At 73.6% G+C, this 26,553-nt stretch carries 27 protein-coding genes; 19 read left to right on the forward strand and 8 right to left on the reverse strand.

Annotation, left to right across the window (positions count from 1 at the left end):
* The first annotated feature begins 177 nt into the window (after window positions 1–177).
* Together ACFV8H_RS00880 and ACFV8H_RS00885 are read left to right on the forward strand one after the other, a co-directional pair.
* Window positions 178–444, forward strand: coding sequence for a GlsB/YeaQ/YmgE family stress response membrane protein (locus ACFV8H_RS00880; protein ID WP_380395913.1), 267 nt, complete (start codon window positions 178–180; stop codon window positions 442–444).
* A 50-nt stretch (window positions 445–494) separates the two neighbouring features.
* Window positions 495–758: a GlsB/YeaQ/YmgE family stress response membrane protein gene (locus tag ACFV8H_RS00885; protein WP_375890643.1), complete on the forward strand. Its 264-nt coding sequence runs from the start codon at window positions 495–497 to the stop codon at window positions 756–758.
* Window positions 759–843: 85 nt separating this feature from the next.
* Here ACFV8H_RS00885 and ACFV8H_RS00890 read toward each other — a convergent pair whose 3' ends face one another.
* From ACFV8H_RS00890 to ACFV8H_RS00905, 4 genes are all read right to left on the reverse strand, one after another.
* The gene (locus ACFV8H_RS00890; RefSeq protein ID WP_380395914.1) at window positions 844–1,749 is read right to left on the reverse strand and encodes an ADP-ribosylglycohydrolase family protein; all 906 of its coding nucleotides are present in this window, start codon (window positions 1,747–1,749) and stop codon (window positions 844–846) included.
* 119 nt (window positions 1,750–1,868) lie between these two features.
* Window positions 1,869–2,489: a TetR family transcriptional regulator gene (locus ACFV8H_RS00895; RefSeq protein ID WP_380395915.1), complete on the reverse strand. Its 621-nt coding sequence runs from the start codon at window positions 2,487–2,489 to the stop codon at window positions 1,869–1,871.
* A 66-nt stretch (window positions 2,490–2,555) separates the two neighbouring features.
* Complete coding sequence (locus tag ACFV8H_RS00900; RefSeq protein WP_380395916.1) at window positions 2,556–3,569, reverse strand: aldo/keto reductase; 1,014 nt, start codon at window positions 3,567–3,569, stop codon at window positions 2,556–2,558.
* 168 nt (window positions 3,570–3,737) lie between these two features.
* On the reverse strand, window positions 3,738–4,571 hold the full coding sequence (locus tag ACFV8H_RS00905) for a class I SAM-dependent methyltransferase (protein ID WP_380395917.1): 834 nt from the start codon (window positions 4,569–4,571) through the stop codon (window positions 3,738–3,740).
* Between the two features lie 162 nt (window positions 4,572–4,733).
* Here ACFV8H_RS00905 and ACFV8H_RS00910 point away from each other — a divergent pair, with 162 nt between their 5' ends.
* From ACFV8H_RS00910 to paaE, 8 genes are all read left to right on the forward strand, one after another.
* Complete coding sequence (locus ACFV8H_RS00910; RefSeq protein ID WP_380395918.1) at window positions 4,734–6,152, forward strand: sensor histidine kinase; 1,419 nt, start codon at window positions 4,734–4,736, stop codon at window positions 6,150–6,152.
* The gene (locus ACFV8H_RS00915; RefSeq protein ID WP_375890631.1) at window positions 6,149–6,808 is read left to right on the forward strand and encodes a response regulator; all 660 of its coding nucleotides are present in this window, start codon (window positions 6,149–6,151) and stop codon (window positions 6,806–6,808) included. The genes ACFV8H_RS00910 and ACFV8H_RS00915 overlap by 4 nt, the downstream gene beginning before the upstream one ends.
* A 718-nt stretch (window positions 6,809–7,526) precedes the next feature.
* Entirely contained in the window at window positions 7,527–9,041 is a 1,515-nt protein-coding gene (locus ACFV8H_RS00920; RefSeq protein ID WP_380395919.1) for a M20/M25/M40 family metallo-hydrolase, read from the forward strand.
* Between the two features lie 305 nt (window positions 9,042–9,346).
* Window positions 9,347–10,375, forward strand: coding sequence for a 1,2-phenylacetyl-CoA epoxidase subunit PaaA (paaA, locus tag ACFV8H_RS00925; RefSeq protein WP_380395920.1), 1,029 nt, complete (start codon window positions 9,347–9,349; stop codon window positions 10,373–10,375).
* Window positions 10,372–10,677, forward strand: a complete 306-nt coding sequence (gene paaB / locus ACFV8H_RS00930) for a 1,2-phenylacetyl-CoA epoxidase subunit PaaB (RefSeq protein ID WP_375890625.1) — start codon at window positions 10,372–10,374, stop codon at window positions 10,675–10,677. Before paaA ends, paaB begins: the two co-directional genes overlap by 4 nt.
* A complete protein-coding gene (gene paaC, locus ACFV8H_RS00935) occupies window positions 10,661–11,596 on the forward strand; it encodes a 1,2-phenylacetyl-CoA epoxidase subunit PaaC (RefSeq protein WP_380395921.1) in 936 nt (311 codons plus the stop codon). The genes paaB and paaC overlap by 17 nt, the downstream gene beginning before the upstream one ends.
* Window positions 11,590–12,138 carry a 1,2-phenylacetyl-CoA epoxidase subunit PaaD gene (gene paaD / locus ACFV8H_RS00940; RefSeq protein ID WP_380395922.1) on the forward strand — a complete coding sequence of 183 codons (549 nt, stop codon included), beginning with the start codon at window positions 11,590–11,592 and terminating at the stop codon, window positions 12,136–12,138. Before paaC ends, paaD begins: the two co-directional genes overlap by 7 nt.
* Window positions 12,139–13,263: a 1,2-phenylacetyl-CoA epoxidase subunit PaaE gene (paaE, locus tag ACFV8H_RS00945; RefSeq protein ID WP_380395923.1), complete on the forward strand. Its 1,125-nt coding sequence runs from the start codon at window positions 12,139–12,141 to the stop codon at window positions 13,261–13,263.
* Window positions 13,264–13,272: 9 nt separating this feature from the next.
* On the opposite strand, the gene ACFV8H_RS00950 is transcribed toward paaE, so the two are convergent.
* On the reverse strand, window positions 13,273–14,430 hold the full coding sequence (locus tag ACFV8H_RS00950) for an NAD(P)-binding domain-containing protein (RefSeq protein ID WP_380395924.1): 1,158 nt from the start codon (window positions 14,428–14,430) through the stop codon (window positions 13,273–13,275).
* Window positions 14,431–14,591: 161 nt separating this feature from the next.
* A complete protein-coding gene (locus ACFV8H_RS00955) occupies window positions 14,592–14,963 on the reverse strand; it encodes a YbjQ family protein (RefSeq protein ID WP_375890615.1) in 372 nt (123 codons plus the stop codon).
* Window positions 14,964–15,087: 124 nt separating this feature from the next.
* Between ACFV8H_RS00955 and ACFV8H_RS00960 the strand changes: the two genes are divergently transcribed.
* From ACFV8H_RS00960 to ACFV8H_RS00970, 3 genes are all read left to right on the forward strand, one after another.
* Window positions 15,088–16,017 carry a hypothetical protein gene (locus tag ACFV8H_RS00960; RefSeq protein WP_380395925.1) on the forward strand — a complete coding sequence of 310 codons (930 nt, stop codon included), beginning with the start codon at window positions 15,088–15,090 and terminating at the stop codon, window positions 16,015–16,017.
* A gap of 140 nt (window positions 16,018–16,157) precedes the next feature.
* The gene (locus ACFV8H_RS00965; protein WP_380395926.1) at window positions 16,158–16,631 is read left to right on the forward strand and encodes a hypothetical protein; all 474 of its coding nucleotides are present in this window, start codon (window positions 16,158–16,160) and stop codon (window positions 16,629–16,631) included.
* 90 nt (window positions 16,632–16,721) lie between these two features.
* Window positions 16,722–17,474, forward strand: coding sequence for a peptidyl-tRNA hydrolase (locus tag ACFV8H_RS00970; protein ID WP_380395927.1), 753 nt, complete (start codon window positions 16,722–16,724; stop codon window positions 17,472–17,474).
* Window positions 17,475–17,586: 112 nt separating this feature from the next.
* Here the strand turns inward: ACFV8H_RS00970 and ACFV8H_RS00975 are convergent, their stop codons facing one another.
* A complete protein-coding gene (locus tag ACFV8H_RS00975; RefSeq protein ID WP_380395928.1) occupies window positions 17,587–18,705 on the reverse strand; it encodes a fatty acid desaturase family protein in 1,119 nt (372 codons plus the stop codon).
* A 7-nt stretch (window positions 18,706–18,712) separates the two neighbouring features.
* A complete protein-coding gene (locus ACFV8H_RS00980; RefSeq protein WP_380395929.1) occupies window positions 18,713–19,786 on the reverse strand; it encodes a ferredoxin reductase in 1,074 nt (357 codons plus the stop codon).
* 87 nt (window positions 19,787–19,873) lie between these two features.
* Between ACFV8H_RS00980 and ACFV8H_RS00985 the strand changes: the two genes are divergently transcribed.
* The 6 genes from ACFV8H_RS00985 to ACFV8H_RS01010 all read left to right on the forward strand — a co-directional run bounded on the left by ACFV8H_RS00985 (window position 19,874) and on the right by ACFV8H_RS01010 (window position 26,484).
* The gene (locus ACFV8H_RS00985; protein WP_380395930.1) at window positions 19,874–21,013 is read left to right on the forward strand and encodes a PucR family transcriptional regulator; all 1,140 of its coding nucleotides are present in this window, start codon (window positions 19,874–19,876) and stop codon (window positions 21,011–21,013) included.
* A 231-nt stretch (window positions 21,014–21,244) separates the two neighbouring features.
* Window positions 21,245–21,829 carry a bacilysin biosynthesis protein BacA gene (locus tag ACFV8H_RS00990; RefSeq protein WP_380395931.1) on the forward strand — a complete coding sequence of 195 codons (585 nt, stop codon included), beginning with the start codon at window positions 21,245–21,247 and terminating at the stop codon, window positions 21,827–21,829.
* Window positions 21,826–23,190: a DUF6421 family protein gene (locus ACFV8H_RS00995; RefSeq protein ID WP_380395932.1), complete on the forward strand. Its 1,365-nt coding sequence runs from the start codon at window positions 21,826–21,828 to the stop codon at window positions 23,188–23,190. The genes ACFV8H_RS00990 and ACFV8H_RS00995 overlap by 4 nt, the downstream gene beginning before the upstream one ends.
* 41 nt (window positions 23,191–23,231) lie before the next feature.
* Complete coding sequence (locus tag ACFV8H_RS01000) at window positions 23,232–24,251, forward strand: DMT family transporter (RefSeq protein ID WP_380395933.1); 1,020 nt, start codon at window positions 23,232–23,234, stop codon at window positions 24,249–24,251.
* 53 nt (window positions 24,252–24,304) lie between these two features.
* Complete coding sequence (locus ACFV8H_RS01005; protein WP_380395934.1) at window positions 24,305–25,606, forward strand: ATP-grasp domain-containing protein; 1,302 nt, start codon at window positions 24,305–24,307, stop codon at window positions 25,604–25,606.
* Complete coding sequence (locus ACFV8H_RS01010; RefSeq protein ID WP_380395935.1) at window positions 25,603–26,484, forward strand: branched-chain amino acid aminotransferase; 882 nt, start codon at window positions 25,603–25,605, stop codon at window positions 26,482–26,484. Before ACFV8H_RS01005 ends, ACFV8H_RS01010 begins: the two co-directional genes overlap by 4 nt.
* Window positions 26,485–26,553 lie beyond the last annotated feature (69 nt).

Consider the following 26,553-nt stretch of genomic DNA (forward strand, 5'->3'; position numbering starts at 1 on the left):
TATTTCGGCGGGTACGACCGGCCGGAAGGACGCCACGCGCGGACCGGTCGGCTCCGGGTGGCCGGATCCCGCCGTCGGCCGGGGTCGGCCGGAACCGCCTCGGTGGGTGTCGGCGTCCTCCGTGGCAGAGCGCGCGGGACGGGGCCGTCGCGCCACGGACGGGAGGGACGGGTTCGGATGAGCGTCGTCGCGTGGATCGTGCTGGGCCTGGTGGCCGGAGCCCTGGCCAAGCTGCTGCTGCCCGGGAGGGACCCGGGCGGTCTGATCGTGACCACCCTGATCGGGATCGCCGGCTCCTTCGTCGGCGGCTGGATCGCGTCGCACTTCCTGCACCGGTCGATCACGGCGCGCTTCTTCGACGGGCCGACCTGGGTGGCGGCGATCGGCGGCGCGTTGGTGCTGCTGATCGCCTACCGGCTGCTGTTCGGCAACTCGCGCCGCTGACGGACGAGCGCGGCGGGGTCTCGTCACACCGATGACGCAAGGGGCGGCGGATGAGCTGGATGGAGTGGATCGTGCTCGGCCTGGTGTCGGGGACGCTGGCCAGGATGGCGATGTCGAGGGGGGAGCGCGGTCTGATCGGCAGCACCTTGATCGGGATCACCGGCTCCTACATCGGCACCTGGATCGTCCTGCACTGGATGCACGGGACGGTGCGGGTGGGCCTCCTCGACGTCACGACCTGGGTGTCGGCGATCGGTGGGGCGATGGTCCTGCTCATCGGCTACCGGGTGCTCCGCTTCCTCGCTCGGCGTTGACTGCCAGGCGCTGACTGCCAGGCGCTGACTACCTGGCGTTGACTACCTGGCCTTTGACTACCTGGCCTTGACCGCCCGGCGTTGGCTACCGGTCGGCGGCCCACTCCGGCAGCTCCTCGCAGGCCGCGAGCCAGTCGGCCGGCACGTCCGCGAGCCCGGTGCGGGCGGCCACCACGCCGGCGGCGATGGCGCAGGTGGTGTCCATGTCGCCCCAGCCCTCCAGGGTGTGCCAGATCGCGTCGGGCAGCGAGTCCAAGTGCCCGGCGGCGGACCAGAGGGCGAAGGGGACGGTGTCCGGGGCGGAGATCATCAGCCCCGAGCCCAGCACGTTGGCGGCGTGCCGGACGCTGGTGTGCTCCGGCAGCCGGGCGGCGATCCGCAGGCCGGAGCGGACGTCGCTCTCCGGCAGCCGGTCGGCCACCTCGGTGAGCAACTCGGTCCGGCCCGGCGCCCGGTGGCCCCGGCTGCGGACGGCGAGCGCCGCGGCGAGTGCCACCGCCACCGCCCCGGTGACCGCCTCGGGGTGGAAGTGGGTGGTGAGCGCCTGGAGTTCGGCCTGCCGGGCGACCTCGTCGAGGTCCTCGGCGAACCCGGCGCCCAGCGGGGCGACCCGCATCGCGGCGCCGTTCCCGTACGAGCCCTGGCCCTCGAACTGGCCCGAGGTGATGGCGCGCCAGTGCCCGCCGGCACCGATCCCGCGCAGCACCCGGTGCATCGACGGGCCGTACTTGCGCTGGTACTCGCGGGCGTACTCGGCCGCGAACCCGGCGGCCAGCGCGTCCTGCCGGACCTCCCCGTGGGCGGCGAGGTGGCGGACCAGGACGAGGGCCATCGCCGTGTCGTCGGTCCAGTGCCAGGGCGCCGGGCGGACCAGGCGGGCCGCCAGAGCGGCGGGAGCCTCGTCCACCGGGACGGAGAACCACCGGTCACCGAAGGCGTCGCCGAGCGCGAGCCCCCGCAGGCTGTCCAGGACCGGGCCGGCCGCACGCATGTCATCCTCCGAGTGAGATCAACTGGGTGCGACAGTCTGCCTGAAAGGGTGAGGCGCCGACGACCGGATTTCGCTCCGGCCGCCGACGCCTCACCGCCCTCGTGCGGGGCGGGCTCCGCTCAGAACTCCGTCGGCTCGGGGACCAGCTCGGCGGGCCTGCCCTTCAAGCCGCTGAGCACGAGCTTCCAGACCGCCGCGAAGCGCTCGTCCGCGGTGGGCTCGGACCAGGTGTGGGCGAAGACCGGGTTGTGGAAGGGGGCCGTGGCGTCGAAGACCGCGCGAGCGGTGGAGGGGACGTGGGCGAGCTGGAACTCCTTGGCGTCCATGCCGTCGTGGACGATCTGGGCGATCTGCTTGACCAGGGTCTCGACGTGCGCGTCGACGACCGTGCTGTTCTCCTCGGCCAGCACCAGGTAGGTGGCGAACAGCTCCGGGTCGTCCAGTGCCTTCTTCCGCTTGGCCCCGAACAGCGTGGTCAGCCAGCGCTGGAGGCGCTCGACGGCGCCGCCGGCGTCGTTCGCGACCATCTCCAGGTCGTAGTGCGCCTGGTTCAGCCAGCGCTGGGTGACCGCCTCCCGCAGCGCCGCCTTGCTGGGGAAGTGGCGGTAGACGCTGCTGTGGCTGACGCCGAGTTCCCGGGCGACGTCCACGACGGTGGCCTTGGCCGGGCCGAACCGCCGGAGGGCTTCCTCCGCCGCGATCAGGATCTGCTCGGCGGTGAGTGCGGTGTCCGTGGTCACGGGGCCGTCCTTAGGGTCGTGCGGTCGGGTGGTGCGGAGGGTTCTCGCCGGTCAGCGCGGGCTCGGTCAGCGCTCGCTGTCCAGGCGCGCCATCTGCGCGGCAGCGTACCGTTCGCCGGCCGCGGCCCCGGCGGGGACGGCGGCCTCGATGGCGGCCAGGTCGGCGGGGGTGAGGGTGACGTCCAGCGAGCCGAGCGCCTCGGTCAGCCGGTCGCGACGGCGGGCGCCGACCAGCGTGACGACGTCCTCGCCGCGCGAGGCCACCCAGGCGATGGCGATCTGGGCGACGCCGGCGCCCTTGGCGTCGGCGACCGCGCGCAGCGCCTCGACCAGGGCGAGGTTGTGGGTCAGGTTGTCGCCCTGGAAGCGGGGGCTGGCGGTGCGGAAGTCGGTGCCGGCGAGCGAGCGGTCCGGGTTCCAGTGGCCGCTGAGCAGGCCGCGGGAGAGCACGCCGTACGCGGTGATGCCGATGCCGAGCTCGCGGGCGGTGGGCAGGACGGCCGCCTCGATGGAGCGGCTGAGCAGCGAGTACTCGATCTGCAGGTCGCTGATCGGGTGGACGGCGGCGGCGCGGCGCAGGGTGTCGGCGCCGACCTCGGACAGGCCGATGTGGCGGACGTAGCCGTCCTTCACCAGGTCCGCGATGGCGCCGACGGTCTCCTCGATCGGGACCTTGGAGTCGAGCCGGGCGGGGCGGTAGACGTCGATGTGGTCGGTGCGCAGCCGGCGCAGGGTGTACGTCAGCGCGGTCTTGGTGGCGGCCGGGCTGGTGTCGTAGCCGAGCCACTGGCCGTCGGGGCCGCGCTGGGCGCCGAACTTCACGCTGATCTGGACGCTGTCGCGGTCGCGGCCGCGCAGGGCTTCGTGGATCAGCAGCTCGTTGTGGCCCATGCCGTAGAAGTCGCCGGTGTCGAGGAGGGTGATCCCGGCGTCCAGGGCGGCGTGGATGGTGGCGATGCTCTCGGCCTCGTCGGCCGGGCCGTAGAGGTCGGACATGCCCATGCAGCCGAGGCCGAGGGCGGAGGTGACGGGGCCGGAGGTGCCGAGGGGACGCTGGGCGGGGCGGGTGGTCGAGGCCATGGGAGCTCCAGGGGCGAGTGCGGCGCCGGAGGGCGGGGGCAGTGTGACCCGGATCTCACTATGGCACGACAGCGAACAGATTTCAAAATCTGTTCGCTGTCTTTTGTCATTTGTTCGCGGCGATATGCCCGCTAGGAGTTGCGCCGCCAGGAGTCACGCCGCCAGGGGTTAGGAGTACGGCCCCGGCGAGCGCAGCAGGTGGGCCCGGGCGGGCGGCAGATTGCGCCACACCGTGCGCTCGCCCAGCCCGTACGTCGCCTCGAAGCGCCGCAGCAGCCGCACCACCGCCCGGTGGCGGGCGCCCCGACGGGGGCCCGAGGTGAGGGTGCGGGCCGTCGTGGTGCCGAGGTACCCGAAGTAGGTCAGCTCGCCGCCCGGGGCCAGCAGGCGCAGGTAGAGGTCGAGGATGCGCCGGACCAGGGCCGGCTCGAAGTTGGTGAACGGCAGCCCGGACACGATCACGTCGTACCGCTCGTCCGCGGCCCCCGTCGGCGCGGCCGCCTCCGGCAGTTCCTCCACCCGGCAGGTCGACAGTCGCAGCCCCACCCCCGGTCGGCGCGCGGCCAGGACCGGGTCCTCCCGCAGCCGGTCGGCGAACCGCGGGTTCGCCTCGACCACGTGCAGCCGGTCGCCGGGACGCAGCACCTGGGCCAGCCGGCGGGTCACCACGCCCGTGCCGGCGCCGACCTCCAGTACCGAGATCGGCCGGTTCGGACGGCTGGTGGCCGACACCACCAGGGCGTTTACCAGCGCCGGTCCGCTCGGCGCCAGTGCGCCGGTGTCGTGGAAGGTGCGCAGGGCCTCGGGGAGGAACAGCAGGCGGTCCCCGCCGTACGGAGAGCCGTGCGTGCTGTGCGTGGCCTGCCTGGCTCGCGAGCTGTGCGTGTCGTGCGTGTCGTGCGTGCTGTGCTGGTCGTGCACGCTCTCCTGGCCGTGCGTTTCGGGCGAACTGTGCTGCTGCGGAGGGGAGTCGGGGCTCGGGTGGAGCTGTTCGGTCGTCATGTCGACGACGCTAGGGAGCGCGGGAACGCCGCGGATCGGCCGGTGAGCGGCGCCGACCCCCGACGAAAGTCGAGGGTGCCGACGTCCGGGAGGAGGGGGTGTCGCGCCGCCGTCCGCCCGTAGCATCGAGCGGGTGGACGGGACCGGGCGGGGAGGAGCTCCATGCGCACAGGCCTGCTCGGCTGGTACGGCCCGGACCACCGGCCCTGGGCCGACAGCCTGTTGCTGCTCGGGATCCTCGGGCTCGCCGTCGAGGAGGGCGTCTTCCAGTGGCTGCACCTCGACGGCCCGCTGCGCCTGCCCCGGGTGGCGGTGGCCGTGCTCGCCGCGCTCTCGCTGCTGCTCGCCCGCCGTCACCCCATCGCCTCGGCCGTCCTGCCGGTGCTCACCGGCGGGCTGCTCAACCGGGCCTTCCCGGGATTGATCAGCGTCTACTACCTGGCCTCCCTCGGCCGGGTCGGTCCGGCGGCGGCCGGCGGCGCGGTGATCGCCGTGGGCAGTGCGATCGCCGCGGACTCGCTGGTCGGCTGGGCGGGGACGACCGGTTCCCAACTCCTCCTCCAGGCGGCCACCTTGTCCTTCGGGCTGTGGCTGCACGGCCGCCGGGTGCTGATCCGGACGCTGCACGCCCAGGTCGAAACCCTGCGGCGGGAGCGGGAGTTGCGCGCCGAGCAGGCCCGCTCCGCCGAACGCGCCCGGATCGCCCGGGAGATGCACGACGTGCTGGCCCACCGGCTGAGCCTGCTGGTGCTGCACGCCGGAGTGCTGCGCGACCAGGCCCGGGCCGGGACCGTCGCCGCCGACCCGGACCGGCTCACCCACCGTCTCGAACTCCTGCGCACCACCGCCGCCCGCTCGCTCGACGACCTGCGCGACGTCCTGGGCGCCCTGCGCGCCGAACCGCCGGAGCGGCCCGCCGCCGAGGCCGACGTGCCCGTATCGTCCGGGGAGTCGTCCGCGCCGTTCAGGCCGTCGACCGGGGCGCTGTCCGTCCCGTTGTCCGGCCAGTTGTCCGGCCCGCCGCCCGTCCTGGCGCCCGTCCTGCCGCCCGTCCCGGCGCCCGCCCTGCGTGACCTCACCGACCTGATCGACGAGGCGAACCAGGCCGGGCAGCAGGTCGAACTCGCCCTGGCGGGAGACCCGGAGGCCGTGCCCACCACCCACCGGCTCGCCGTGTACCGGGTGGTCCAGGAGGCACTGACCAACGCCCGCAAGCACGCCCACGCCGCGCCCGTCACCGTCCGGGTCGGCTACGGGGCACCGGCGACCACCGTCGAGGTCCGCAACGGCCCCGGAGGGACGACACCGAACGGGCCGGTCTCCGGCGGCGGGTACGGGCTGGTGGGCCTCGGCGAACGGGTCGGCGCGCTGGGCGGCCACCTGGACGCCGGGCCGGACGGTGCGGGCGGCTTCCGGCTCTCCGCCCGGTTGCCCGTGCCGGACCGGCCGGCGCAGTCCGTGCCGCCACCCCACGCCGTGGCGCCGCCGGAGGTTCCGCCACCGGAGGTCCCGCCGTCGAGGTCCCTGTCTCCGAGGTCGCCGTCCTGGAAGAAGCCCCCGCAGCCGAAGGACACCGCATGATCCGCACGATGGTGGTCGACGACGACGCACTGGTGCGCCTCGGCCTGGTCGACCTGCTCGCCCAGGACCCGGCCCTGACCGTGGTCGCCGAGGCCGCCGACGGACTGCAGGCCGTCGAGCTCGCCCGCGGCCGCCGGATCGACGTCGCGCTGATGGACATCCGGATGCCCCGGCTCGACGGGATCGCCGCGACCCGGCGGCTGCGCCAACTCCCCGACGCCCCGCGGGTCATCGCGCTCACCACCTTCGACCTGGACGAGTACGTGTACCAGGCGCTCGCCGCCGGGGCGGACGGCTTCCTGCTCAAGGACACCCCGCCCGCCGAGATCGCCCGCGCCGTCCACGTGGTCGCCGCCGGCCAGGGGATGCTGCACCCCGCCGCCGCCCGACGGCTGATCGACCGGTACCACCGGGTCGGCGCGCCGCGCTCCGTCGCCGCCCGGGGCCGGATCGCCGGGCTCACCCCGCGCGAGACCGACGTGCTGCGGGAGCTCGCCGACGGGCTGTCCAACGCCGAGATCGCGGGCGTCCTGGGGATGCGGGAGAGCACCGTCAAGGCGCACGTCAGTCGGATCCTGACCGCGCTCGGCGTGGCCAACCGGGTCCAGGCGGCGCTGCTCGCACGCGATGCGGGGCTCGTCGGGGACGGTGCCTGACCGCGGGCGCTCGCGAGGGCAGGGCGGGGCGCAGCGTCGGACGGTGTTCACACGGATGTTCCCCGGGCGTCGGTCCGGGTGTCGCTGCGGGCTTCCCTGAGCCGTCGCGTGCCTCCGGTTGGTACCGCCCGCTGAGCCGCTGTCACCCATCCGGCGTGGAAATGCCGTGCCTTGGCGGTTTGCGCTGCCGAACCCGGGCGGCGGGTCCATGGTGGAGATGGGCGCGATCCGGCGACCGCGCCCGCGCGTCGATCCGGGCCCGCCCGCCGAGCGCCCGCCGCTTCCGCCGACGGGTGCCCGGCACCGGGGCCCGTACCGGCACGCTGGGAGCAGGGCCACCTCGCAGGAAACCGAACGGTTCTTCTAGGCTCACATCTCGGCTTCCCTGCGGCGGTCCGGCCCTTGCGCCCGCCACCAGGAAGCCGCCGTCCACGGGGCTCCGGGCGGAACCGGGGCCACCGGATCGAGCGAGGAGGACGCAGATGCCAAGCACGCCGCCCAACCGTTCCACCGCACTTGGGCCAGACGGGCCGTTCCGACGGGCCGTCCGGCCCCCCGGCCGACCGGCGCGGTCCGGCCGGGCATGGCACCCGGGCGGGAGCGGTCGGCCGGTGCGGCCGCTGAATACCGGCTGCGGCCGCGGAGGCGAGCGTTGAGTCCCCAGATCGTCGGGTCGCCGGCCGCACCGGGCAGCGCCGCGGAACCCGACCGCGTACCCGTGACCGTTCCCGCCGCGGCCGACGGTGAGGCCCTGGTCGCCCTGGGCGGTTCCGCCAAGGTCGGTTCGCCCACTATTGGTTCGTCCACCGTCGGTTCCGTCGCCGAGAGCCCGCCGGTCGCGACGGCCACGACCGGTGCCGCGGTCAGGCCAGGTGCTACGGCCGCGTCGGTGGCCGCGGTGAAGGTCGATGCCACGGCCAAGGTCGATGCCACGGCGATGGTCGGTGCGGCGGCGAAGTCCGGTGCCACTGCGAAGTCCGGTGCGGTGGCGGTCGGATCCGCTGTCGCTGCCGCCGGTGCCGCGGTCGCCGCCGGTGCCGCTGCGACGAGCATCACCGCGGCGCTGCCCGGACTGCCGCAGGCGCTCAGTACCCGGGCCCGTACCCTCGCCGGCGCCGTCCGGCGGCGGTGTGCGGACCTGGCTCGGATCGAATCGCCGAGTGGTGATGCGCCCCGACTCGACGCGCTCGCCGAGGAGTTGGAGTCGGGATTCCGGGCCACCGGGGCAACCGCCCGCCGCGAACCCGGCCCGGCCGGTGACCACCTGGTGCTGGAGTGGGAGGGGCGGGACGAGACCCTGCCCCACCTGCTGATCGTGGGCCACCACGACACCGTCTGGCCCGCCGGTACCCTGGCGGACTGGCCGGTGACCGAGCAGGACGGGCGGCTCACCGGGCCCGGCGTGGTGGACATGAAGGGCGGACTCGCCGTCCTGGAGGGCGCCTTGGCGCTTCTCGCCGACCTGGGGCAGCGGCCGCACCGCACCGTACGGCTGGTCGTGGTGTCCGACGAGGAGGTCGGCAGTCCGGACGGGCGGGGCCTGGTCGAGCGCCAACTGCGGGGCGCGGCGGCCGTCCTGGGACTGGAGCCGCCGCATCCGGACGGCCGGTTGAAGACCGCGCGGCGCGGCAGTACCCGGGTACGGCTCACCGTCACCGGCCGGGAGGCCCACGCGGGCAACGACGCCCACGACGGGGTGTCGGCGGTGGACGAGCTGGTCGACCAGCTGGTGCTCGTCCGCGACCTCGCGGGCCAGCCCGGTACGGAGCTCAACACCGGTCGGATCAGCGGGGGTTCACGGGCGAACGTGGTCGCCGGACGGGCCGAGGCGGAGCTCGGCCTGCGCTTCTCCACCACCGAGGCGCAGCGCCGCACGCTCGACAACCTCGCGCGGCTGACCGCGTTGCGGCCGGGCGCGCGGGTGCGGACGGAGGTGCTGTCCAGCCGGCCGGCCTGGCCCGAGCGCACCGGTAACCCGCTGCTCAGGCACGTGCGTTCGCTCGCCGCGGTGCTCGGGCAGCAGCTCGACGGTGCCCCGGCCGGCGGTGCCGGGGACACCAACCTGCCCGGCTCGCGCGGTCTGCCGACGCTGGACGGTTTCGGCGCGGTCGGCGCCGGCGCCCACGCCCGGCACGAGTACATCAAGCTGGACCAGCTCGCGCCGCGGATCGCCCTGCTGGCGGCGCTGCTCGCGGTGCCGCTGCCGCGGCTGCGGGACCGCGCGGAGGGGTGACCCTTGACGGCTGACGGCTGACGGCTGACGGCTGACAGATGTCGGGTGACAGGTAACAGGTAACAGCGAACAGATAACAGCTGACAGATTTCAGATTCTGTCAGCTGTTATCTGTTGTCTGTTTTCTGTTCGCCGCCCCTCGCTCCCCGCCCCTCGCGCCCGCCCATTCGTCGACGTCCCTTGCCATCCCTCCGTCCCGCCGCGCAGAATGGTACCGACCGAACGGTCAGTCGGTTGGCGCTCCGCCGCCCAGGCCGCCCAGGCCGGGAAGTCGGGAAGCCGGAGCAGGAACACGAGAGGGGACCGTGGTGACAACAGAGGTGGAAGAGGCGGTCCCCGCGCAGACGCCGGAGGACCGGTTCGACGCGGTGATCGCCGCCGAGCAGCGGATCGAGCCCCGCGACTGGATGCCCGACGCCTACCGGGCCACCCTGATCCGCCAGATCGCCCAGCACGCCCACTCCGAGATCATCGGCATGCAGCCCGAGGGCAACTGGCTCACCCGGGCCCCCTCGCTGCGCCGCAAGGCGATCCTGCTCGCCAAGGCCCAGGACGAGGCGGGCCACGGCCTCTACCTCTACGCCGCCGCCGAGACCCTCGGAGTCGACCGCGCCGAGCTCACCGAGAAGCTGATCAGCGGCCGCCAGAAGTACTCCTCGATCTTCAACTACCCCACCCTCACCTTCGCCGACGTCGGCGTGATCGGCTGGCTGGTGGACGGCGCCGCGATCTGCAACCAGGTCCCGCTCTGCCGCTGCAGCTACGGTCCGTACGCCCGCGCGATGGTGCGGGTCTGCAAGGAGGAGTCCTTCCACCAGCGCCAGGGCTACGAGCTCCTGATGACCCTGATGCGCGGCACCGAGGGCCAGCGCCGGATGGTCCAGGACGCGGTCGACCGCTGGTGGTGGCCGTCGCTGATGATGTTCGGCCCGCCGGACGCCGACTCGCCGAACACCGCCCGCTCGATGGCCTGGCGGATCAAGCGCCACACCAACGACGAGCTCCGGCAGCGCTTCGTCGACATGACCGTCCCGCAGGCCGAGCACCTGGGCGTCACCCTCCCCGACCCCGAGCTGCGCTGGAACGAGGAGCGCGGCGGCTGGGACTTCGGCGAGCCGGACTGGTCAGAGCTGACCAGGGTCATCCGCGGGCAGGGCCCGTGCAACGCCCAGCGGGTCGACCGCCGCCGGGCCGCGCACGAGGAGGGCGCCTGGGTGCGCGAGGCGGCCGTCGCCTACGCCGCCAAGCGCGCCGCCGACGCCGGACATGCCCCCGATGCCGGACACGCCGCGGCCGCCGAGCGGCCCACCCCCGAACAGGAGAACGACAAGTGACCGAGTCCGAGGCAGGCCCCAAGGCCGGCTGGCCGCTGTACGAGGTGTTCGTGCGCCCCCGGCGCGGCCTGAACCACGTCCACGTCGGCTCGCTGCACGCCGCCGACGACCGGATGGCGCTGCTCGCCGCCCGCGACCTGTACACCCGCCGCAACGAGGGCGTCAGCCTCTGGGTGGTCCGCTCGGACGCGATCACCGCCTCCACCCCGGACGAGCGCGACCCGTTCTTCGAGCCCAGCGGCGACAAGGTCTACCGCCACCCGACCTTCTACGACATCCCCGAGGATGTCCCGCACATCTGACGGGGGAGCCACCGTGCACGACCACACCACGTCCGCCACCGAGGACGACCACGTCTACCTCAGCCTCGCCGGGGCCACCCCCGGCCCCGAGGGCGAGGGCCGCTGGGCGTACGGGACGGGCTTCACCGACCCGCTGCTCGGCGTGGACACCGCCCTGCCCGACGGCCTGGCCGGTGCCGACCTCGCCGCCTACTGCCAGATGCTCGGCGATGACGCCCTGGTGCTCTCCCAGCGGCTGATCGAGTGGTGCACCCGGGCGCCCGAGCTGGAGGAGGAGGTCGCGCTCGCCAACCTGGGCCTGGACCTGCTCGGCCAGGCCCGGCTGCTGCTGACCCGGGCCGGCCAGGCGGACGGCTCCGGCCGCACCGAGGACGACCTGGCCTACTGGCGGGAGGACCACGAGTTCCGCAACGTCCGCCTGGTGGAGACCCCGAACGGCGACTTCGCGCACTCGATCGCCCGGCTGCTGCTGTTCGCCACCGCCCGCGGCGCGCTGTACGAGGCGCTGAGCGCCCACCCGGACCCGGTGCTGGCCGCGGTCGCGGCCCGGGGCGTCAAGGAACTCGCGTACCACCGCGAGTACGCCACGGCCTGGACGCTGCGCCTGGGCGACGGCACGCCGTACTCGGCGGAGCGGATGCAGGCCGGGCTGGACGCCGTCTGGCCGCTGCTGGAGGAGCTGTTCACCGCGCACCCGGTGGAGCTGCGGGCCGGCGTCGACCCGGCCGACCTGCGCGAACCGGTGCTGCGCGAGCTCGCCGCCGTCCTCGCCGAGGCCGGACTGACCGTGCCGGACCTCCCGCCGCTGGCCACCGTCCTGGGGCGGGCCGGCCGTGACGGGGTGCACACCGAGGCGCTCGGCCCGCTGCTCGCCGAGCTGCAGGTGGTGGCGCGCGCCCACCCGGGGGCGACGTGGTGACGGGCACCGCGGACACCGCCACCGTCCGTGAGACGGCCTGGTCGGTGGCCGCGGCCGTCCCGGACCCGGAGCTGCCCATGCTCACCCTGGCCGACCTGGGCGTGCTCGCCGGGGTCGAGGTGGACGACGGCAGCGGCACGGTGACCGCCTGGCTGACGCCGACCTACTCGGGCTGCCCGGCCGTCGCCGAGATGGCCGCCGACGTCGACCGCCGGCTGCGCTCCGCCGGGTACCCGGACGTCCGGGTGCGGCTGCGGCTGGACCCGCCGTGGTCCACCGACCTGATCACCGCCGAGGGCCGCCGCAAGCTCGCCGAGGCGGGCATCGCCCCGCCGCGCCCGACCTCGGCCCTCGCGCCCGGCCCCGGGCCGGTCCCGCTCACCCTCGGCGCCACCCGCGCGGGCGCCGCGGCCCCCGTGCCCTGCCCGCAGTGCGGCGGCGCCGACACGGAGGAGCTGTCCCGCTTCGGCTCCACCGCCTGCAAGGCGCTCTGGCGCTGCCGCGCCTGCCGCGAGCCGTTCGAACGCGTCAAGGAGATCTGAATGCCCGCCGCGACCCCTGTGACGGACCCCGTCCGCCCGGCCCGTCGGCCGAGCTTCCACCGGCTGCGGATCGAGCGGGTGGAGCGGCTCTGCGAGGACGCCGTGGCGGTGACCTTCGCGGTGCCGGACGCCTTGGCGGACGAGTTCGCGTTCCGCCCCGGCCAGACCCTGACCCTGCGCAAGCTGGTGGACGGGACCGACGAGCGCCGCTCGTACTCGATCTGCGCGCCCGTCGGCGGCCCGCTGCGGATCGCCGTCCGCGAGGTGCCCGGCGGGCTGTTCTCGCGCTGGCTGGTGCGCGAGGCGCGGCCCGGCGAGGAGGTCGAGGTGCTGACCCCGTCCGGCCTGTTCACCCCCGAACTCGGCGTCCCCGCCGACCACGTGCTGCTCGCTGCGGGCTCCGGCATCACCCCGATGCTGTCGATCGCCGCCTCCGTGCTGGCCGCCGACCGCCGCTCCACCGTCACCCTGCTCTACGGCAACCGGCGCAGCGACACCGTGATGTTCGCGGACGAGCTGGCCGACCTCAAGGACCGCTACCTCGGCCGGTTCCAGCTGGTCCACGTGCTCTCCCGGGAGACCAGGGACGCCGAACTGCTCAGCGGCCGGCTGGACCCGGAGCGGGTCCGGGCGCTGCTGGCGGCGCTGGTGGACGTCGACGCCGTCGGACACTGGTGGCTGTGCGGGCCGTTCGGCATGGTCACCGGGGCGAAGGAACTGCTCGCCGACCTGGCCGTGCCCGGGGAGCGGGTGCACCAGGAACTGTTCCACGCCGAGGACGAGCCGCTCGCCGAGCGGGACGAGGACCTGGACGGCCCCGACGGCGCGGCCGGGGCCGCGGCCGGCGAGCGCAGCGAGGTCACCGTCGTCCTCGACGGCCGCGGCAGCACCCTCACCCTCCCGCGCGACCGCTCGATCCTGGACGGCGCCCAGCGCTCCCGCCCCGACCTGCCCTTCGCCTGCAAGGGCGGGGTCTGCGGCACCTGCCGGGCCCTGGTCACCGAGGGAGAGGTGGAGATGCGCCGCAACTTCGCGCTGGAGGAGAAGGAGCTGGCGGCCGGCTACGTCCTCACCTGCCAGGCCCGGCCGGTCACCGACCGGGTCACCGTCGACTACGACCGCTGACCCGGGCCGTCAGGCGGGGACGGCGGCGGGGACGGGTACGGGGACGGGTACGGTCCCGCGCTCGGCCGCGCCGACCCGATCGTCCCGATCGTCCCGGCCGGCCCGCCCGGTCGGGTCCCCGAGCAGCTCGACCAGGTCGTTGACGGCGGCGCGGCCCGCCCGGTTGGCGCCGATGGTGCTGGCGGACGGCCCGTAGCCGACCAGGTGGACGCGCGGGTCGGCGGTGGCGCGGGTGCCGGTGAGCGCGATGCCGCCGCCGGGGGAGCGCAGGCCGAGCGGGGCGAGGTGGCCGACCTCGGGGCGGAAGCCGGTCGCCCAGACGATCGCGTCCACCGCCAACTCCTGGTCGCCCCAGGCGACTCCGTGCTCGGTGAGCCGGTCGAACATCGGGCGGCGGTGCAGCGCCCCCAGCTCCTCGGCACGGCGGTAGGCGACGGACGGGCCGAGGCCGGTCACGCTCACCACGCTGCGCACCGGCAGGCCCTGGCGGACCCGCTCCTCGACCTTGGCGACCACCGCCCGCCCGTACTCGGGGGTGAACGGGCCCTCGTGGAAGACGGGCTCGGAGCGGGTGACCCAGACCGTCTCGCCGACCGCGGCCACTTCGGACAGCACCTGGATCGCCGAGGCGCCGCCGCCCACCACCAGGACGCGCCGGCCCGCGAACTCCTCGGGGCCGCGGTACTCGGCGTAGTGCAGCTGACGGCCCGCGAAGTGGCCGGGGTAGTGGGGGAGGAACGGGCGGGTCCAGGTGCCGGTGGCGTTGATCAGCGCGCGGGTGGACCAGGTGCCGCGGTCGGTCTCGACCAGCAGCCGGGAGTCGGGGCGCTCGGACTCGGCGCGTACGGCGCGCACCGCGACCGGGCGCACGACCGGGAGCGCGTGCCGGGTCTCGTACGCCGTGAAGTACCCCGGCACCACCTCCCGCGCGCGGGCTTCCGGGTCGGGTGCCGGGAGTTCGGCGTCCGGGAGGTCGTGGAAGCCGTGCACGGTGGCCATTCGCAGGGACGGCGAGCGGTGGGCCCAGGCGCCGCCGGGGGCGGGGTTGGCGTCGAGCACGACGAAGCCGCCGTCGACTCCCGCCCGGTAGGGGGCGAAGCCGCGGCGGCCGAGGTGGTAGGCGGCGGACAGTCCGGCCTGTCCGGCACCCACCACCAGGACGTCCACGCGCCGTGCGCCGGCTTCGTCCGTCGCCCCTGCTGTACCTGTTGCACCGTAAACAGTCACGCACGTGAAACATTGGGGTGGCGGTGGCTGTTCCCGCTCGGAGCGGAGCGGTCAGGTCCGCGGTGAGACTCGCAGCGAGGTCCGCGGTGAGGTGCTGGGCCTCAGCCGATCGGCGAGATCACCGCGGCGGTGCCGTACGCGCAGACCTCGGTGCCGACGTCCGCCGCCTCCGTCACGTCGAAGCGCATCATCAGGACGGCGTTGCCGCCGCGCGCCTTGGTCTGCTCGATCAGCCGCTGCATCGCCTCGTTGCGGCTCTCGACCAGGGTCTTCGTCAGACCCCGCAGCTCGCCGCCGATCAGCGACTTGAGCCCGGCACCGATCTGGCTGCCGATGTGGCGGCTGCGCACGGTCAGCCCGAAGACCTCGCCGATCACGTGGTCGACCCGGAAGCCGGGGATGTCGTTGGTGGTCACGACCATGACGTCGGCGTTCGGGCCCTGCCCGCCGCCGTACTCGTTGATGTCAGCCATGGGGGCCATCCTGCCCGTGTCGTGCGTCCGGGTGACAGAGGCGCGGCCGGGCGGTGGCCGAGAAGCTCTCCGGAAGCTGGTCCGGACCGGTGATCGGGCGGCCGAAAAGCCGTACCGTAGCCCCATGGGCGAGCGAAGCGATCATCCGCAGGGGCCGGGCGCGGCAGAGTACTCCGGCGCGCCGGAGATCGAGGCGACGGTGGTGCTGGGCCTGCGGATCAATGACTGGCCGGCGCTGCGCGCGGCCGCGATCAGGGCCGTCGAGGAGTTGGATTTCGACGGTATCGACCCGGCCGGCCAGCGCCGTGAACTGCTGCGCGAGGTGGCCGAGGACGCCAACGCGGCGCTCGGCGCGCTGCTCCACCCGGACCGGCTGGTGGCCGCCATTCCCGGGGTCGAGGCGATCGGCGGCACGCTGGAGATCAGCGTCACCGAGGACTTCACCCCGGACTTCGCCGAACTGTTCCCGCTGGACGGCGAGGACGAGGAGGGCGGCGCGGGCGCCGACTGGACCCTCACCCCGCGCACCGCCTGCCTGCTGCACGCCCAGTTGCTCGGCCTGGCCGATGCCGCCTACGACGACCTCGACGAGCACGGGGACGACCCGGTGGTCGACGGCGAGGACGTCGACTGGACGGTCTTCGCCCGGCTGCCCCAGCGCACTTGGCGGCTCCACCGGAACTGGCGGCGCACCATGGCCCGGACCTTCGACGACCTGGCCGACGACCTCGCGCTCGGCGAATGGCCGCTGCCGCGCTGCCTCGCCGATGAGATCGCGCTGCGGATGGCACTGGTGGACGCCCGGACGCTGCTGGGCTCCCAGCCCGAGTCGGTGGCCGACATGATGGGCGACCTGCCCGCCGACCTGTACGACTACGACTGGGACGGCTGCCACGACGAACTGTTCGGCGTCTTCGGGCCGGACGACGGCGACCCGGAGCTCGGCGCGGAGCAGCGCACCGAACTGCTGCTGGCCGCGACGCACCCCGAGGGCTGGTTCCTGATGTACGAGGACGCCGAGGAGCGGGACCCGCAGCGCGGCTACCGGCGCTGAGCGGGCGGCCGGGCCTGTCCGGCGGACCTTGCCGGGCGGGATGCGCCGGACCGGCCCCAGGCCCTGTCAGGGCCTAGGCTGCGGGCATGTCCGATGTGTCTGATGTGTCTGGCGGATCCGGTGTATCTGGTGTGCGCGGTGTGTCCTCGGCGGAGTCGGGTCCGGACGAGTCGGCGCTCGGCCGGATCGCGCTCGGACTGGACGGCGTGCGGGCGGCGCAGCGCGGGCGGACCGCCGAGGCGCGGGCCAGCTTCGAGGCCCTCTGGGAGGAACTGGGCGAGCGGGACGTCTTCCACCGCTGCGTCCTGGCGCACTATCTGGCCGACCTCCAGGACGACCCCCGGGCCGAACTGGCGTGGGACCGGCGGGCCCTCGCGGCCGCCGACTCGCTGACCGCCGAGCGCGCCCGGACCTACGAGTCCGCGCTCCAGGTACGGGCCTTCTATCCGTCGCTGCACCTCAACCTGGCCTCCGACCACCTCAAGCTCGGGGAGCCCGACCTCGCGCGCGAACAGCTGGAACGGGCGGTCCGGAGCCTGGACGCACTGCCGGAGGACGCCTACAGCGCCGGGATCCGGGCGGCGGTGGACGAACTGCGGCAGCGACTGCGCTGAATCCGGCCGGTCGGCCGGCCGGCTCGGGGCGCGCTCCGAGGGCACGGGGGCGGGCCGGGGCGGTGGTGGCGGGGCTGGCATGCTGGACGGGTGACTTCTCCGTTCGATGACCCGGCCCCCGCTCCCGCCCCCGGCGACGTTCCCGACCCCGAGGACCGCGACGCGCGGCCGCAGTACGTGCTGCCGCTGCTGGTCCGGCTGGAGAAGGCCACGCCGCCCGGGCGTACGGACGCGCTGGAGACCTCGGCGCGGGCGGTGCTGACCCTGCTCGCCGACCCCCGGGTGACCGAGGTGGACGGGGAGTGGACGGAGCGGGTCGCGGCCTGGGAGGACGCCCGGATCCGCAAGGTGGTCCGGCGGGCCCGGGGCGGGGAGTGGCGCCGGGCCGGCGAGCTGCCGGGCATCACGGTGCAGGGGCGGGAGGCCGAGGTGCGGGTGTTCCCGCCGGTCCCGCTGGACGGCTGGCCGAAGGACCTCGCGAAGTTGCAGGTCTCCGGTACGGAGCTGGAGGAGACCGCCGAGGTCGGCGCGCCCGCGCCGGGGCTGCCGGTGCTGTGGATCAACCCGGAGCTGGAGATGAGCGCGGGCAAGACCATGGCCCAGACCGGCCACGCGGCGCAGCTCGCCTGGTGGCGGCTGGACGAGGCGCAGCGCAAGGAGTGGGCGGAGTCGGGCTTCGCGCTCGCCGTCCGCACGGCGGAGCCAGGGGCGTGGGAGGAACTGGTCCGCAGCGAGCTGCCGGTGGTCCGGGACGCGGGCTTCACGGAGATCGCCCCCGGGCCGACCGTCGTTTTCGAAGGCGGCGAGCGCTACTGCCCCACCCTGCGCCTTCGGCGCCCGTGAACGCGGCACGCTGACGCCGCCACGGGATGTCGGCACCCGGGGAACCGAACCCGGGGAACCGAACCCGGGGGACCGAATCCGGGGAACCGGGCCCGGGGAACCGATGCCGGGATCAGGCCGTGACGAGTTCCTTCCCGCGGTCCGGCGTCCTGGCCTTGGGCTTCCGGTTCGGCAGCGAGAGCCGGAAGACCTTGTGCCACGCGGAGAAGACCTGCTTGGGCAGCGGCCCGGTGACGTACTCCAGCTCGTACTTCTCGAACAGGGCGCGCACCTTCACCGCGACCTCGGCGTACCGGTTGCTCGGCAGGTCCGGGAACAGGTGGTGCTCGATCTGGTGGGACAGGTTGCCGCTCATGAAGTGCATGGCCCTGCTGCCGCTGATGTTCGCCGAGCCCATCATCTGGCGCAGGTACCACTGGCCGCGCGTCTCGCCGTTGATCGACTGCCGCTCGAAGACCTGTACGCCCTCGGGGAAGTGCCCGCACATGATCACCGAGTGGGTCCAGATGTTGCGGACCAGGTTCGCGGTGAACGTGGCGGCGAGCGTGGTGAGGAACGACGGGCCCGACAGCAGCGGGTGGATCACGTAGTCCTTGAGCACCTGCTTGCGGATCTTGCGGCCCACGGCCCTGGCCCGCGCGCGGAACTCCGGGCTCCTGCGGCGGTCCTTGCGCAGGTTCTTGCCGAGCTCCAGGTCGTACGCCGCGATGCCGTACTCGAAGAAGCAGGCGTTGATGAAGTTCCACAGCGGCTGGCCGAGGTGGAACGGGTGCCACTTCTGGTCCTCGTCGACGCGCATGATGCCGTAGCCGAGGTCGTTGTCCTTGCCGATCACGTTGGTGTACGTGTGGTGCAGCTCGTTGTGGGAGTGCTTCCACTGGTCGGACGGCGAGACGTGGTCCCACTCCCAGGTGGTGGAGTGGATCTTCGGGTCCCGCATCCAGTCCCACTGGCCGTGCAGGACGTTGTGGCCGATCTCCATGTTGTCCATGATCTTCGCCACCGACAGGCCGACGGTGCCCAGCACCCACGCGGGCGGGAAGATCGAGAACAGCAGCACGCCCCTGCTGGCCAGTTCGAGCTTGCGCTGCGTCGAGATGACCTTGCGGATGTAGGCGGCGTCCTTCTCGCCGCGGTCGGCGATCACCTCGTCGCGGATCGCGTCCAGCTCGCGGCCGAGCTCCTCGATCTGCTCCGCGGTCAGGTGGGCGGTGGGGTCGATGGCGGTCAAGGTGCGTCTACCGTTCGATGTCGCAGGGGCCCGCCGCGGCGGACACGCAGGTCTGGATGAGGACGCCCGGCTCGGCCTCGGTGATCTCGCCGGTGCGCAGGTCGCGGACGGCGCCCGCCTTGAGCGGCGTGACGCAGCCGAAGCAGATGCCCATGCGGCACCCGGAGGGCATGAGCACACCGGCCTCCTCGCCGATGTCCAGCAACGGCGTGGTGCCGTCCGCCTCGACGGTCCTGCCGGTGGTGCTGAACGTGACCTCGCCACCGCCACCGTTGCCGCCGCCGTCGCGGGCGAGGGCGATGCGGGGGCGGAAGCGTTCGGTGTGCAGGCGCTCCCGGACGCCCTGCTCGCTCCAGTGCCGCTCCGCGGCGTCGAGCAGGCCCGCGGGCCCGCAGGCCCAGGTCTCGCGCTCGGCCCAGTCGGGCACGAGCTTACCGAGACGGGCGATGTCGAGTGTGCCGTCCGTGGCGGTGTGCACCTCGGTGAGGCGCAGCTTCCCGTCCGCGACCAGGCCGTGCAGTTCGTCGCGGAAGATCACGTCCTGCGGCCGCGGCGCGCAGTGGACCATGACGACGTCGTCCAGCTCGATGTCGCGGAGCATGCCCATCACGGGCGTGATGCCGCTGCCGGCCGTCAGGTAGAGCACCTTGGCGGGCCTGGTGGGCGGCAGGACGAAGTCACCGGTCGGCTGGTCGAGCTGGACCAGCGTGCCCGGGGTCACCCCGCGGACCAGGTGGTTGCTGACCTTGCCGTCCGGGATCGCCTTCACGGTGATCGTGATGCGGCCGTCCCGGCGGTTCGTCGGTGAGGTGACGGAGTAGGCGCGCCACAGGCGCCTCCCGTCGACGTCGACCCCGATCCGCACGTACTGACCGGCCGTGTGGCCGCGCCAGCCCCGTCCCGGCCTGATCACGACGGTCGCGGCGTCACCCGTCTCGGGGTGCACGGCCTCGACGCGCCCCCGCAGGTCGGCGCCCGCCCGCAGCGGGCTGACCAGGTCGAGGTAGTCCGACGGCAGCAGCGGCGTCGTGACCATCTCCAGCAGTTTCCAGGCCCTGCTGCGGAGGGCTGCACTCGTCATGACTCCAGCTTGCTGCGCCTGAGGGCGTAAAGTCCTGACCGCAGGACGTAAATCTGGTCGGTAGAATTGTTCGTAGGGAACAAGAACGTGAGCCATGCCATCCGGAGGGCCAGCGAGCTGGTCCTGGACGGGACGACGGTCGCCGCGCTCCGGGCCGCGCTGACGGCCACCGCCGACGAGGTCGTCCAGGCGATCATCGACGAGGTCCCTCCGTACGCCAACGCCCTCTCGGGCCGCATGGGCGGCACCATCCGCCGGGCCGTCCGCACCGCCCTGGGGCACTACCTGGACCTCGCGAGCGGGAGCGCCACGGGCGGCGACGCCGGTGACGCGGCCTACGAGCTGGGCCGCGGCGAGGTGCGCGACGGCCGTTCGATGGACGCCCTGCTCAGCGCCTACCGCGTCGGCGCCCGGGTGGCCTGGCGGTGCCTGGCGGCGGGTGCCGTACCCGCGGGTCTGCCCGCCGCAGAGGTCGCCAAGTTCGCCGAACTGACCTTCGCCTACATCGACGAGCTCTCCGCCGCGAGCGCCGCGGGCCATGCCGACGAACTGGCCGCCCGGGGCCGGGCCCAGGAGCGCCACCTGGAACACCTGGCCCGCGACCTCCTCGCCGGCGCGAGCCCGGACGTGCTGCTGGCCGCCGTCCAACGGGCCGGGTGGCAGCCTCCGGGTTCGCTGACCGCGGTCCTGCTGCCCGCCGCTCAGGCCCGGCCCGCCTACCGCACGCTCGACCCGGGCACCCTCGTCCTCGACGATCTGCCCGACGCCACCGGTGTGCTGCTCGTCCCCGATGCCGACCGGTCGCACCTCCTGCGGCAGTTGGCCGACCGCACCGCCGTGGTCGGCCCGGCCCGGCCCTGGATCCGTGCGTCCGCCTCGTACGCACGAGCCGTCCGCGCGCGCTCCCTCTCCGCCGACATCCGCGACACCGAGGACCACCTGCCCGAGCTGGTGCTGAGCGCCGACGCGGACGCGTTCGCCGACCTGCGTGCCCGGGCCCTCGCGCCGTTGCGGCCCTTGCCCGCCGCGACCGCACGGCGGTTGGAGGAGACGCTGCGGGCGTGGCTGCTGCACCAGGGCAGGCGGGACGAGGTGGCGGCGGTGCTGTTCGTCCATCCTCAGACGGTCCGGTACCGGATGTCGCAGCTGCGGGACCTGTTCCCGGATCTCGCGTCACCGGACCGGGTCCTCGAACTGACCCTGGCGTTGGGCCTGCGGGTCGGCTGACGCGCACTTCGACCACAACGGCACGCGGGAGAAAGGCGGTTGCGCGGCACGGGGAGTCCCGGTCGCGGGCCGTCCGGTCGGCGGCGGCCGGGAGCGGGCAGCGCGAGCCCGCCATCCGAGATCACATCTGCAGTCACTTGATCACTATCAGCGGGCATGTTCTCCTAGCGGAGGCCTTCCGGAACCACCCGGTACGGTCGCCGTGTTCTTTCTTTGGGGGAGGGGGAGCCGATGAGGCATGCCAAAAACGGGGCGGACGTCGACGAGGTCCGGCACCTGCACACGCTCGGTCCTAGCGGCACCAATCTGCAAGCAGCGTCCCACGAGTGGCTGCGCCGCCGGGGAGTCCGGGGGACGGTGGAGCTGCACTCGTCCATCGAGTCCGCGCTCGACGCCGTACCGGACGACGGACGGCACGCGCTGGTCGCCTGCGCGGTCTACCCGGCGCTGCACACCTTGGTGTTCGGGAACCTGCACCGCCTGCACATGGTCGACAGCTTCATCATGCCGACGCACAACATGGTGCTCGCCACCAACGGGGTCGACGTGCCCGCCACCGTCGCCTCGCACCCGGCGCCGACGGGTCTCGTGCCCGACGGCACGGAGATCCGGGAGGTCCTGAGCAACTCCCGGGCGGCCATCGAGTGCGCCGAGGGCCGCGTCGAGGGCTGCATCACCACCATCGTCGCGGCTGAGGACCAAGGGCTGCGCGTGGTACGGGACTTCGGCCCCGTACCCATGGTGTTCACGGTCCATCAGGTGCTGGCGGTCGGCGCCGGGGACGAGCGGCGGATCCCGGTGGGAGCGGCCCTGTGACCACCGCGACCGCACCCGTCCCCGCGAACCTGCTCGCCGACGCCGACGAACTGGCCGGCTCCCTCATCCCGGAGGTCGACCGCTTCCGGGCGCGTCAGGCGGACGACGGCACCGTCCCCGACGCGACCGCGCAGGACCGCGCGCTGCTCGGCCGCATCCGCGACGAGGCGTGCGCCTGGTACGCGCGGCGCGGACAGGACGACCAGGCGGCCGCGCTGGCCGCCGACGTCGACGGCTGGCTCGCGGCCGGCCTCGACACCAAGCCGCACTTCGCCCGCTCGCGGGACGCCCTGCGGGTGCCCGAGGACGGTTCGGCCGTCTTCTTCCTCGCACCGCTGCAGAGCACCAACAGCGCGCCGCCCGTGGGCAAGCGACTGGACTGCTTCTTCGCGCTGCGCAAGGAGCCCGCCGCGCTGCCGGAGCTGGCCGGGTCGTACCCGCACCCCAAGAACAACTGTCAGTCGCTCGTCCTGATCACCGGCAGCGCGGGCTTCCGGCAGGGCAACTGCCTGGTGTTCTTCCCGGAGAACGTGGCCGCTCACGACAAGATCACCGAGCAGCCGTACGCCATGTTCTTCTACAACAAGATGCGGAAGATCCACGAGACCTACGCGCTGCGCGGCGCGGAGGCCGTCCTGACCCCGGAGTCCCTGCCCCGGGCGTCCACGGGCCTGGACGCCGACGTGTGCTTCGAGGCCCGCGCCATCTGGGGCTACCTGCACGACTCGATGCACTACCAGGGCCTCTGGCCGTTCGACCAGCACATCTCGCTGAAGATGAACTGGTTCGTCGGCCTGCTGGAGGAGATCAAGGTCGACGCCAAGACCGTGCTGGCCTGCGCGGACAGCGGTGTCGTCCCGTTCGCGGCGGAACAGGTCGACATGATCCTGCTGGAGCGGGTCTTCCGCTACCCGCAGGCGGACGACGCCACCCGCAACTTCGACTCCGGCACCGGGGTGTTCATCTACTCCTGGCTGCGCGAGCACGGTGCGCTGGCCGGCTCCCCGGACGACGGCGGACTGCTGCACTTCGACCGGACCAAGGCCCTCGACGCGCTGCGGGAATTCGTCGCCACGGTCGAGGAGTTGGAGGCCGCCGTCACGACCGACGACGAGTACCGCTCGGCGGCCAAGGAGCTGGTCCGCAGGTACCTTCCCGAGCCCGAGCCCGAGCCCGTGGCCGTGGCCGTGGCCGTGGCCGCTGGTGCTGGTGCTGGTGCTGGTGCTGGTGCCGGTGCGGGTACCGGTGCCGGTGGGGCACGGCAGCGGTACGCCTTCACCGAGGACCAGCGGGTCCTGCTGCGCGCCAAGCAGGGGCTGGACCGGATGCCTGCCTTGGAGTTCGAGCGGGCGGAATGGTGACGGGCGCGCCCCTGCGCCCCCGCCGGGGCGGACACCTCGTGGTGCCCGCCCTCTCGGCACTGATGATCGCCCTGCTGGCCGCCGGCTGGCTGCTCGCCGGGCGGCTGGTCGACGGCGTTCCCCCACTGGCGGTGGCGGCCGGGCGGACGGCGGCCAGCTTCGTGGTCATCACCGTCATCGCCCTGCTGTACCCGCGGTCGCGGTCCGACGTCCGGGCCGCGACCGCCCGCCGCGGAACCGTCGTGCTCCTGGCCTTCCTCGGCTTCTTCGCGTACTACTCCGGAACGCTGCTCGGGACCGGCTTCATCGGAGCCTCCCGGGTCGGCCTGATCGTCTCCCTGCTGCCCTGCATCACCTTCGTGATCGGGGTCGCCGCCTTCCGCGAGCCCTCCTCGCCGCGCAAGGTGCTGGGCACGGTGCTGGCCGTCGTCGCGGCCTGCGGGTACGCCCTCGCCGACGGCTCCGCGGCCGGCGGCGCCGGCTCAGGGGCCGGCGGCGGCGCCCTCGCGGGCGGGAGCCTGCTGGCGCTCGGCGGCACCTTCACGTACGCGGTCTACGGCTACGTCTACCGGCGGCGGATGGCGGACCTGACCCCGGTCGCGGCCCTGCCCGCCGTCACCGGGGCGGGCACGGTCATGCTGGGGCTGGCGGTCGCCCTGTTCGTCCCGCTCGGCGGCGTCTCCCCGGCCGACTGGGGCGGCATCGCGGTCCTCGGCGCGGTCCTCACCGCCCCGGTCTTCCTCATCTCGCACGAACTCATTCTGCGCAAGGGGCCGTTGTTCACCTCCGCGCTCGCGCTCGTGGTGCCGTTCCTGGTGCGCCTGGGGGAGTGGGCCCTGGGCCGGGAGGCCGCGCCCGGACCGCTCGTGATCCTGCTGCTCCTGCTGTGCGGGGGCGGCGTGTGGCTCACCATCGGCGGTGCCCGCCCTGTCGGGCGCGCCGCGGCCGAGGCGGTCGAGGTGGACCCTGCGGCCGAGGTGGCCCCCGCAGCCGCCGCGGCCCCGGACGGGACGCACACCGGGCAGGCGGCCGAAGTGCCCGCCCGGCAGGGGACATCGTGACGGCGAAGGACCCCGTGACGGCAGAACACCTCGTGACCGCAAAGGACCCCGTGATGACAGCGGACAGCCCCAGGCCCACCCTCGTACTGGTCTACCAGCGCACCTCGCTCCCCTGGGTCTTCGAGAGCGCCGAACGGGCCGGGATCGACCTCGTGCTGGTGCCCCGGCCCGACGAAGCGGTGTCCGGGGACCGGTTGCCGCCGGCCGTGGTCGACGTCCTGCGGCTGGACGTCGAGGGCGACCCGGCCGGCGCACTGGACGCCCTGCGGCGACGGCACGAGGCGAACGCCTTCCAGGGCGTCGTCACCCTCTACGACCCCGCCGTGCCGTTCGTCGCCGAAGCCGCCGAGCTGCTCGGACTCCCCGGAATCGGCCGCGACGCGGCGCTCGGCGCGCAGGACAAGCGCATCATGAGGGAGCGTCTGGCCGCGGCCGGCCTCAACGTGCCGGGCTTCGTCCGGCTGGACGACCCGGCCGACTGGGAGAAGGCGGCGCGCCTGGCCTTCCCCGTCGTGGTGAAGCCCGCCCACGGCTTCTCCAGCCTCGGCGTCACCAAGGCGGAGACCCCGCAGAGCCTCAAGAGCGTCGTGGACGAGGTGTGGCAGACCTCCGCGAACAAGCTCGGCCGCACGGACGGCCTGGTGGTCGAGGAGTACCTGGACGGCCCCGAGTTCGCCGTCGAGTCCCTCGCCCACGGCGGGGACGTGCGGGTCCTGGCCATCGGCTACAAGGGCGACCCCCAGGGGCCGCACTTCGAGGAGGGCGTCTACCGGGCACCGGCCACCCTGCCCGACGCCGTGCAGGAGTCCGTCCGGCGCGAGGTGGTCGCCGCGCACCGGGCCCTCGGCATCACCGACGGGCCCACCCACACGGAACTGCGCCTGCGTGGCGGCGAGACGCCGTACCTGCTGGAGATGGGAGCCCGGATCGGGGGCTCCGGGGTGTCCCACTACATCGCCTCCGGGGTGACCGGCATCGACTTCGCCGCCCAGGCACTGCGGATCGCCGCCGGCACCGCCACCGAACCCCTGGGCTCCGGCCCGTCGCCGATACCCGTGGCGGCCGCGGCCAACTACATCGTCCCCTGCGGCGGTTCCGGACGGATCACCGCGATCCACGGCCTGGCCGAACTGCGCGACGACCCGAGGGTCGACCACGTCGTGCAGATGCTCTTCCCCGGGGACGTCGTGCGGCCCTACCCGGATTTCACCGGCTACCCGGCGTTCGTGCTGTCCCGCCACGCGGACACCGCCGAGGCCGAGGAGTTCCACCGGTTCCTGGAGCAGTCCATCCGCATCGACTACACCGATGACACCGATGACATCGACGACACCGACCACGAGGGGCAGGCGTGACCACCGTTCCGTTCGACGACCGCGACGGCGTGATCTGGCTGGACGGGGCGTTCGTGCCGTGGCGCGACGCCCAGCTGCACGTCCTCTCCCACGGCCTGCACTACGGCGGCGGCATCTTCGAGGGCATCCGCGTGTACGACGGCCGGCCGTTCAAGTCCGCCGAGCACTTCGAGCGCCTCCACACCTCGGCGGGGGAGCTGAACTTCCGTATCCCCTTCAGCCCTGCGGAACTCGACGCCGCCATGCAGGAGACCATCCGGCACCAGGGGATCGTCGACGGGTACGTCAGGCCGGTGGCCTGGCGGGGCAGCGAGCAGATCAGCGTGTCCGGGGCGGGGACGTCCGTCCACGTCGCGATCGCCGCGTGGGAGTGGCCGCACGTGTTCTCCGGCGACGCGCAGAGCCGCGGCATCCGGCTGCGCACGTCCCGATGGCGGCGGCCGTCCCCCGACACCGCGCCGGTACGGGCGAAAGCGGCGTCGTTGTACAACATCTGCACCCTCGCCCGCGACGAGGCGGAGGCGGCCGGATGCGACGACGCCCTGCTCCTGGACCACCGCGGGTACCTGGCGGAGGCCACCGGAGCCAACCTCTTCCTGGTGATCGACGGGGCCCTGCACACGCCGACCGCGGACACCTTCCTCGACGGCATCACCCGGCAGACCGTCCTGGCCCTCGCCCGGGAGCTGGGGATCCCCGTCCACGAGAGGCACATCCAGCCCGAGGAACTGCCGGGCGCCGACGAAGTCTTCCTCACCGGCACGGCCTACGAGGTGCAGCCGGTGTCCGGCGTGGACGGCCACTCCTTCGAGGTCGGCAGCATCACCACGACCCTGTCCAAGGCGTACGCCGGGCTGACCCGCCCGGGCGCGGGGTGACGGGGTGACGGTTCGGCGAGCGGCTGACCGGGAACAGGCGACGGCGAACAGATGACAGCGAACAGATAA

Origin of the sequence: Kitasatospora sp. NPDC059827 (genome assembly GCF_042731675.1) — a bacterium.
Lineage (GTDB): Bacteria > Actinomycetota > Actinomycetes > Streptomycetales > Streptomycetaceae > Kitasatospora.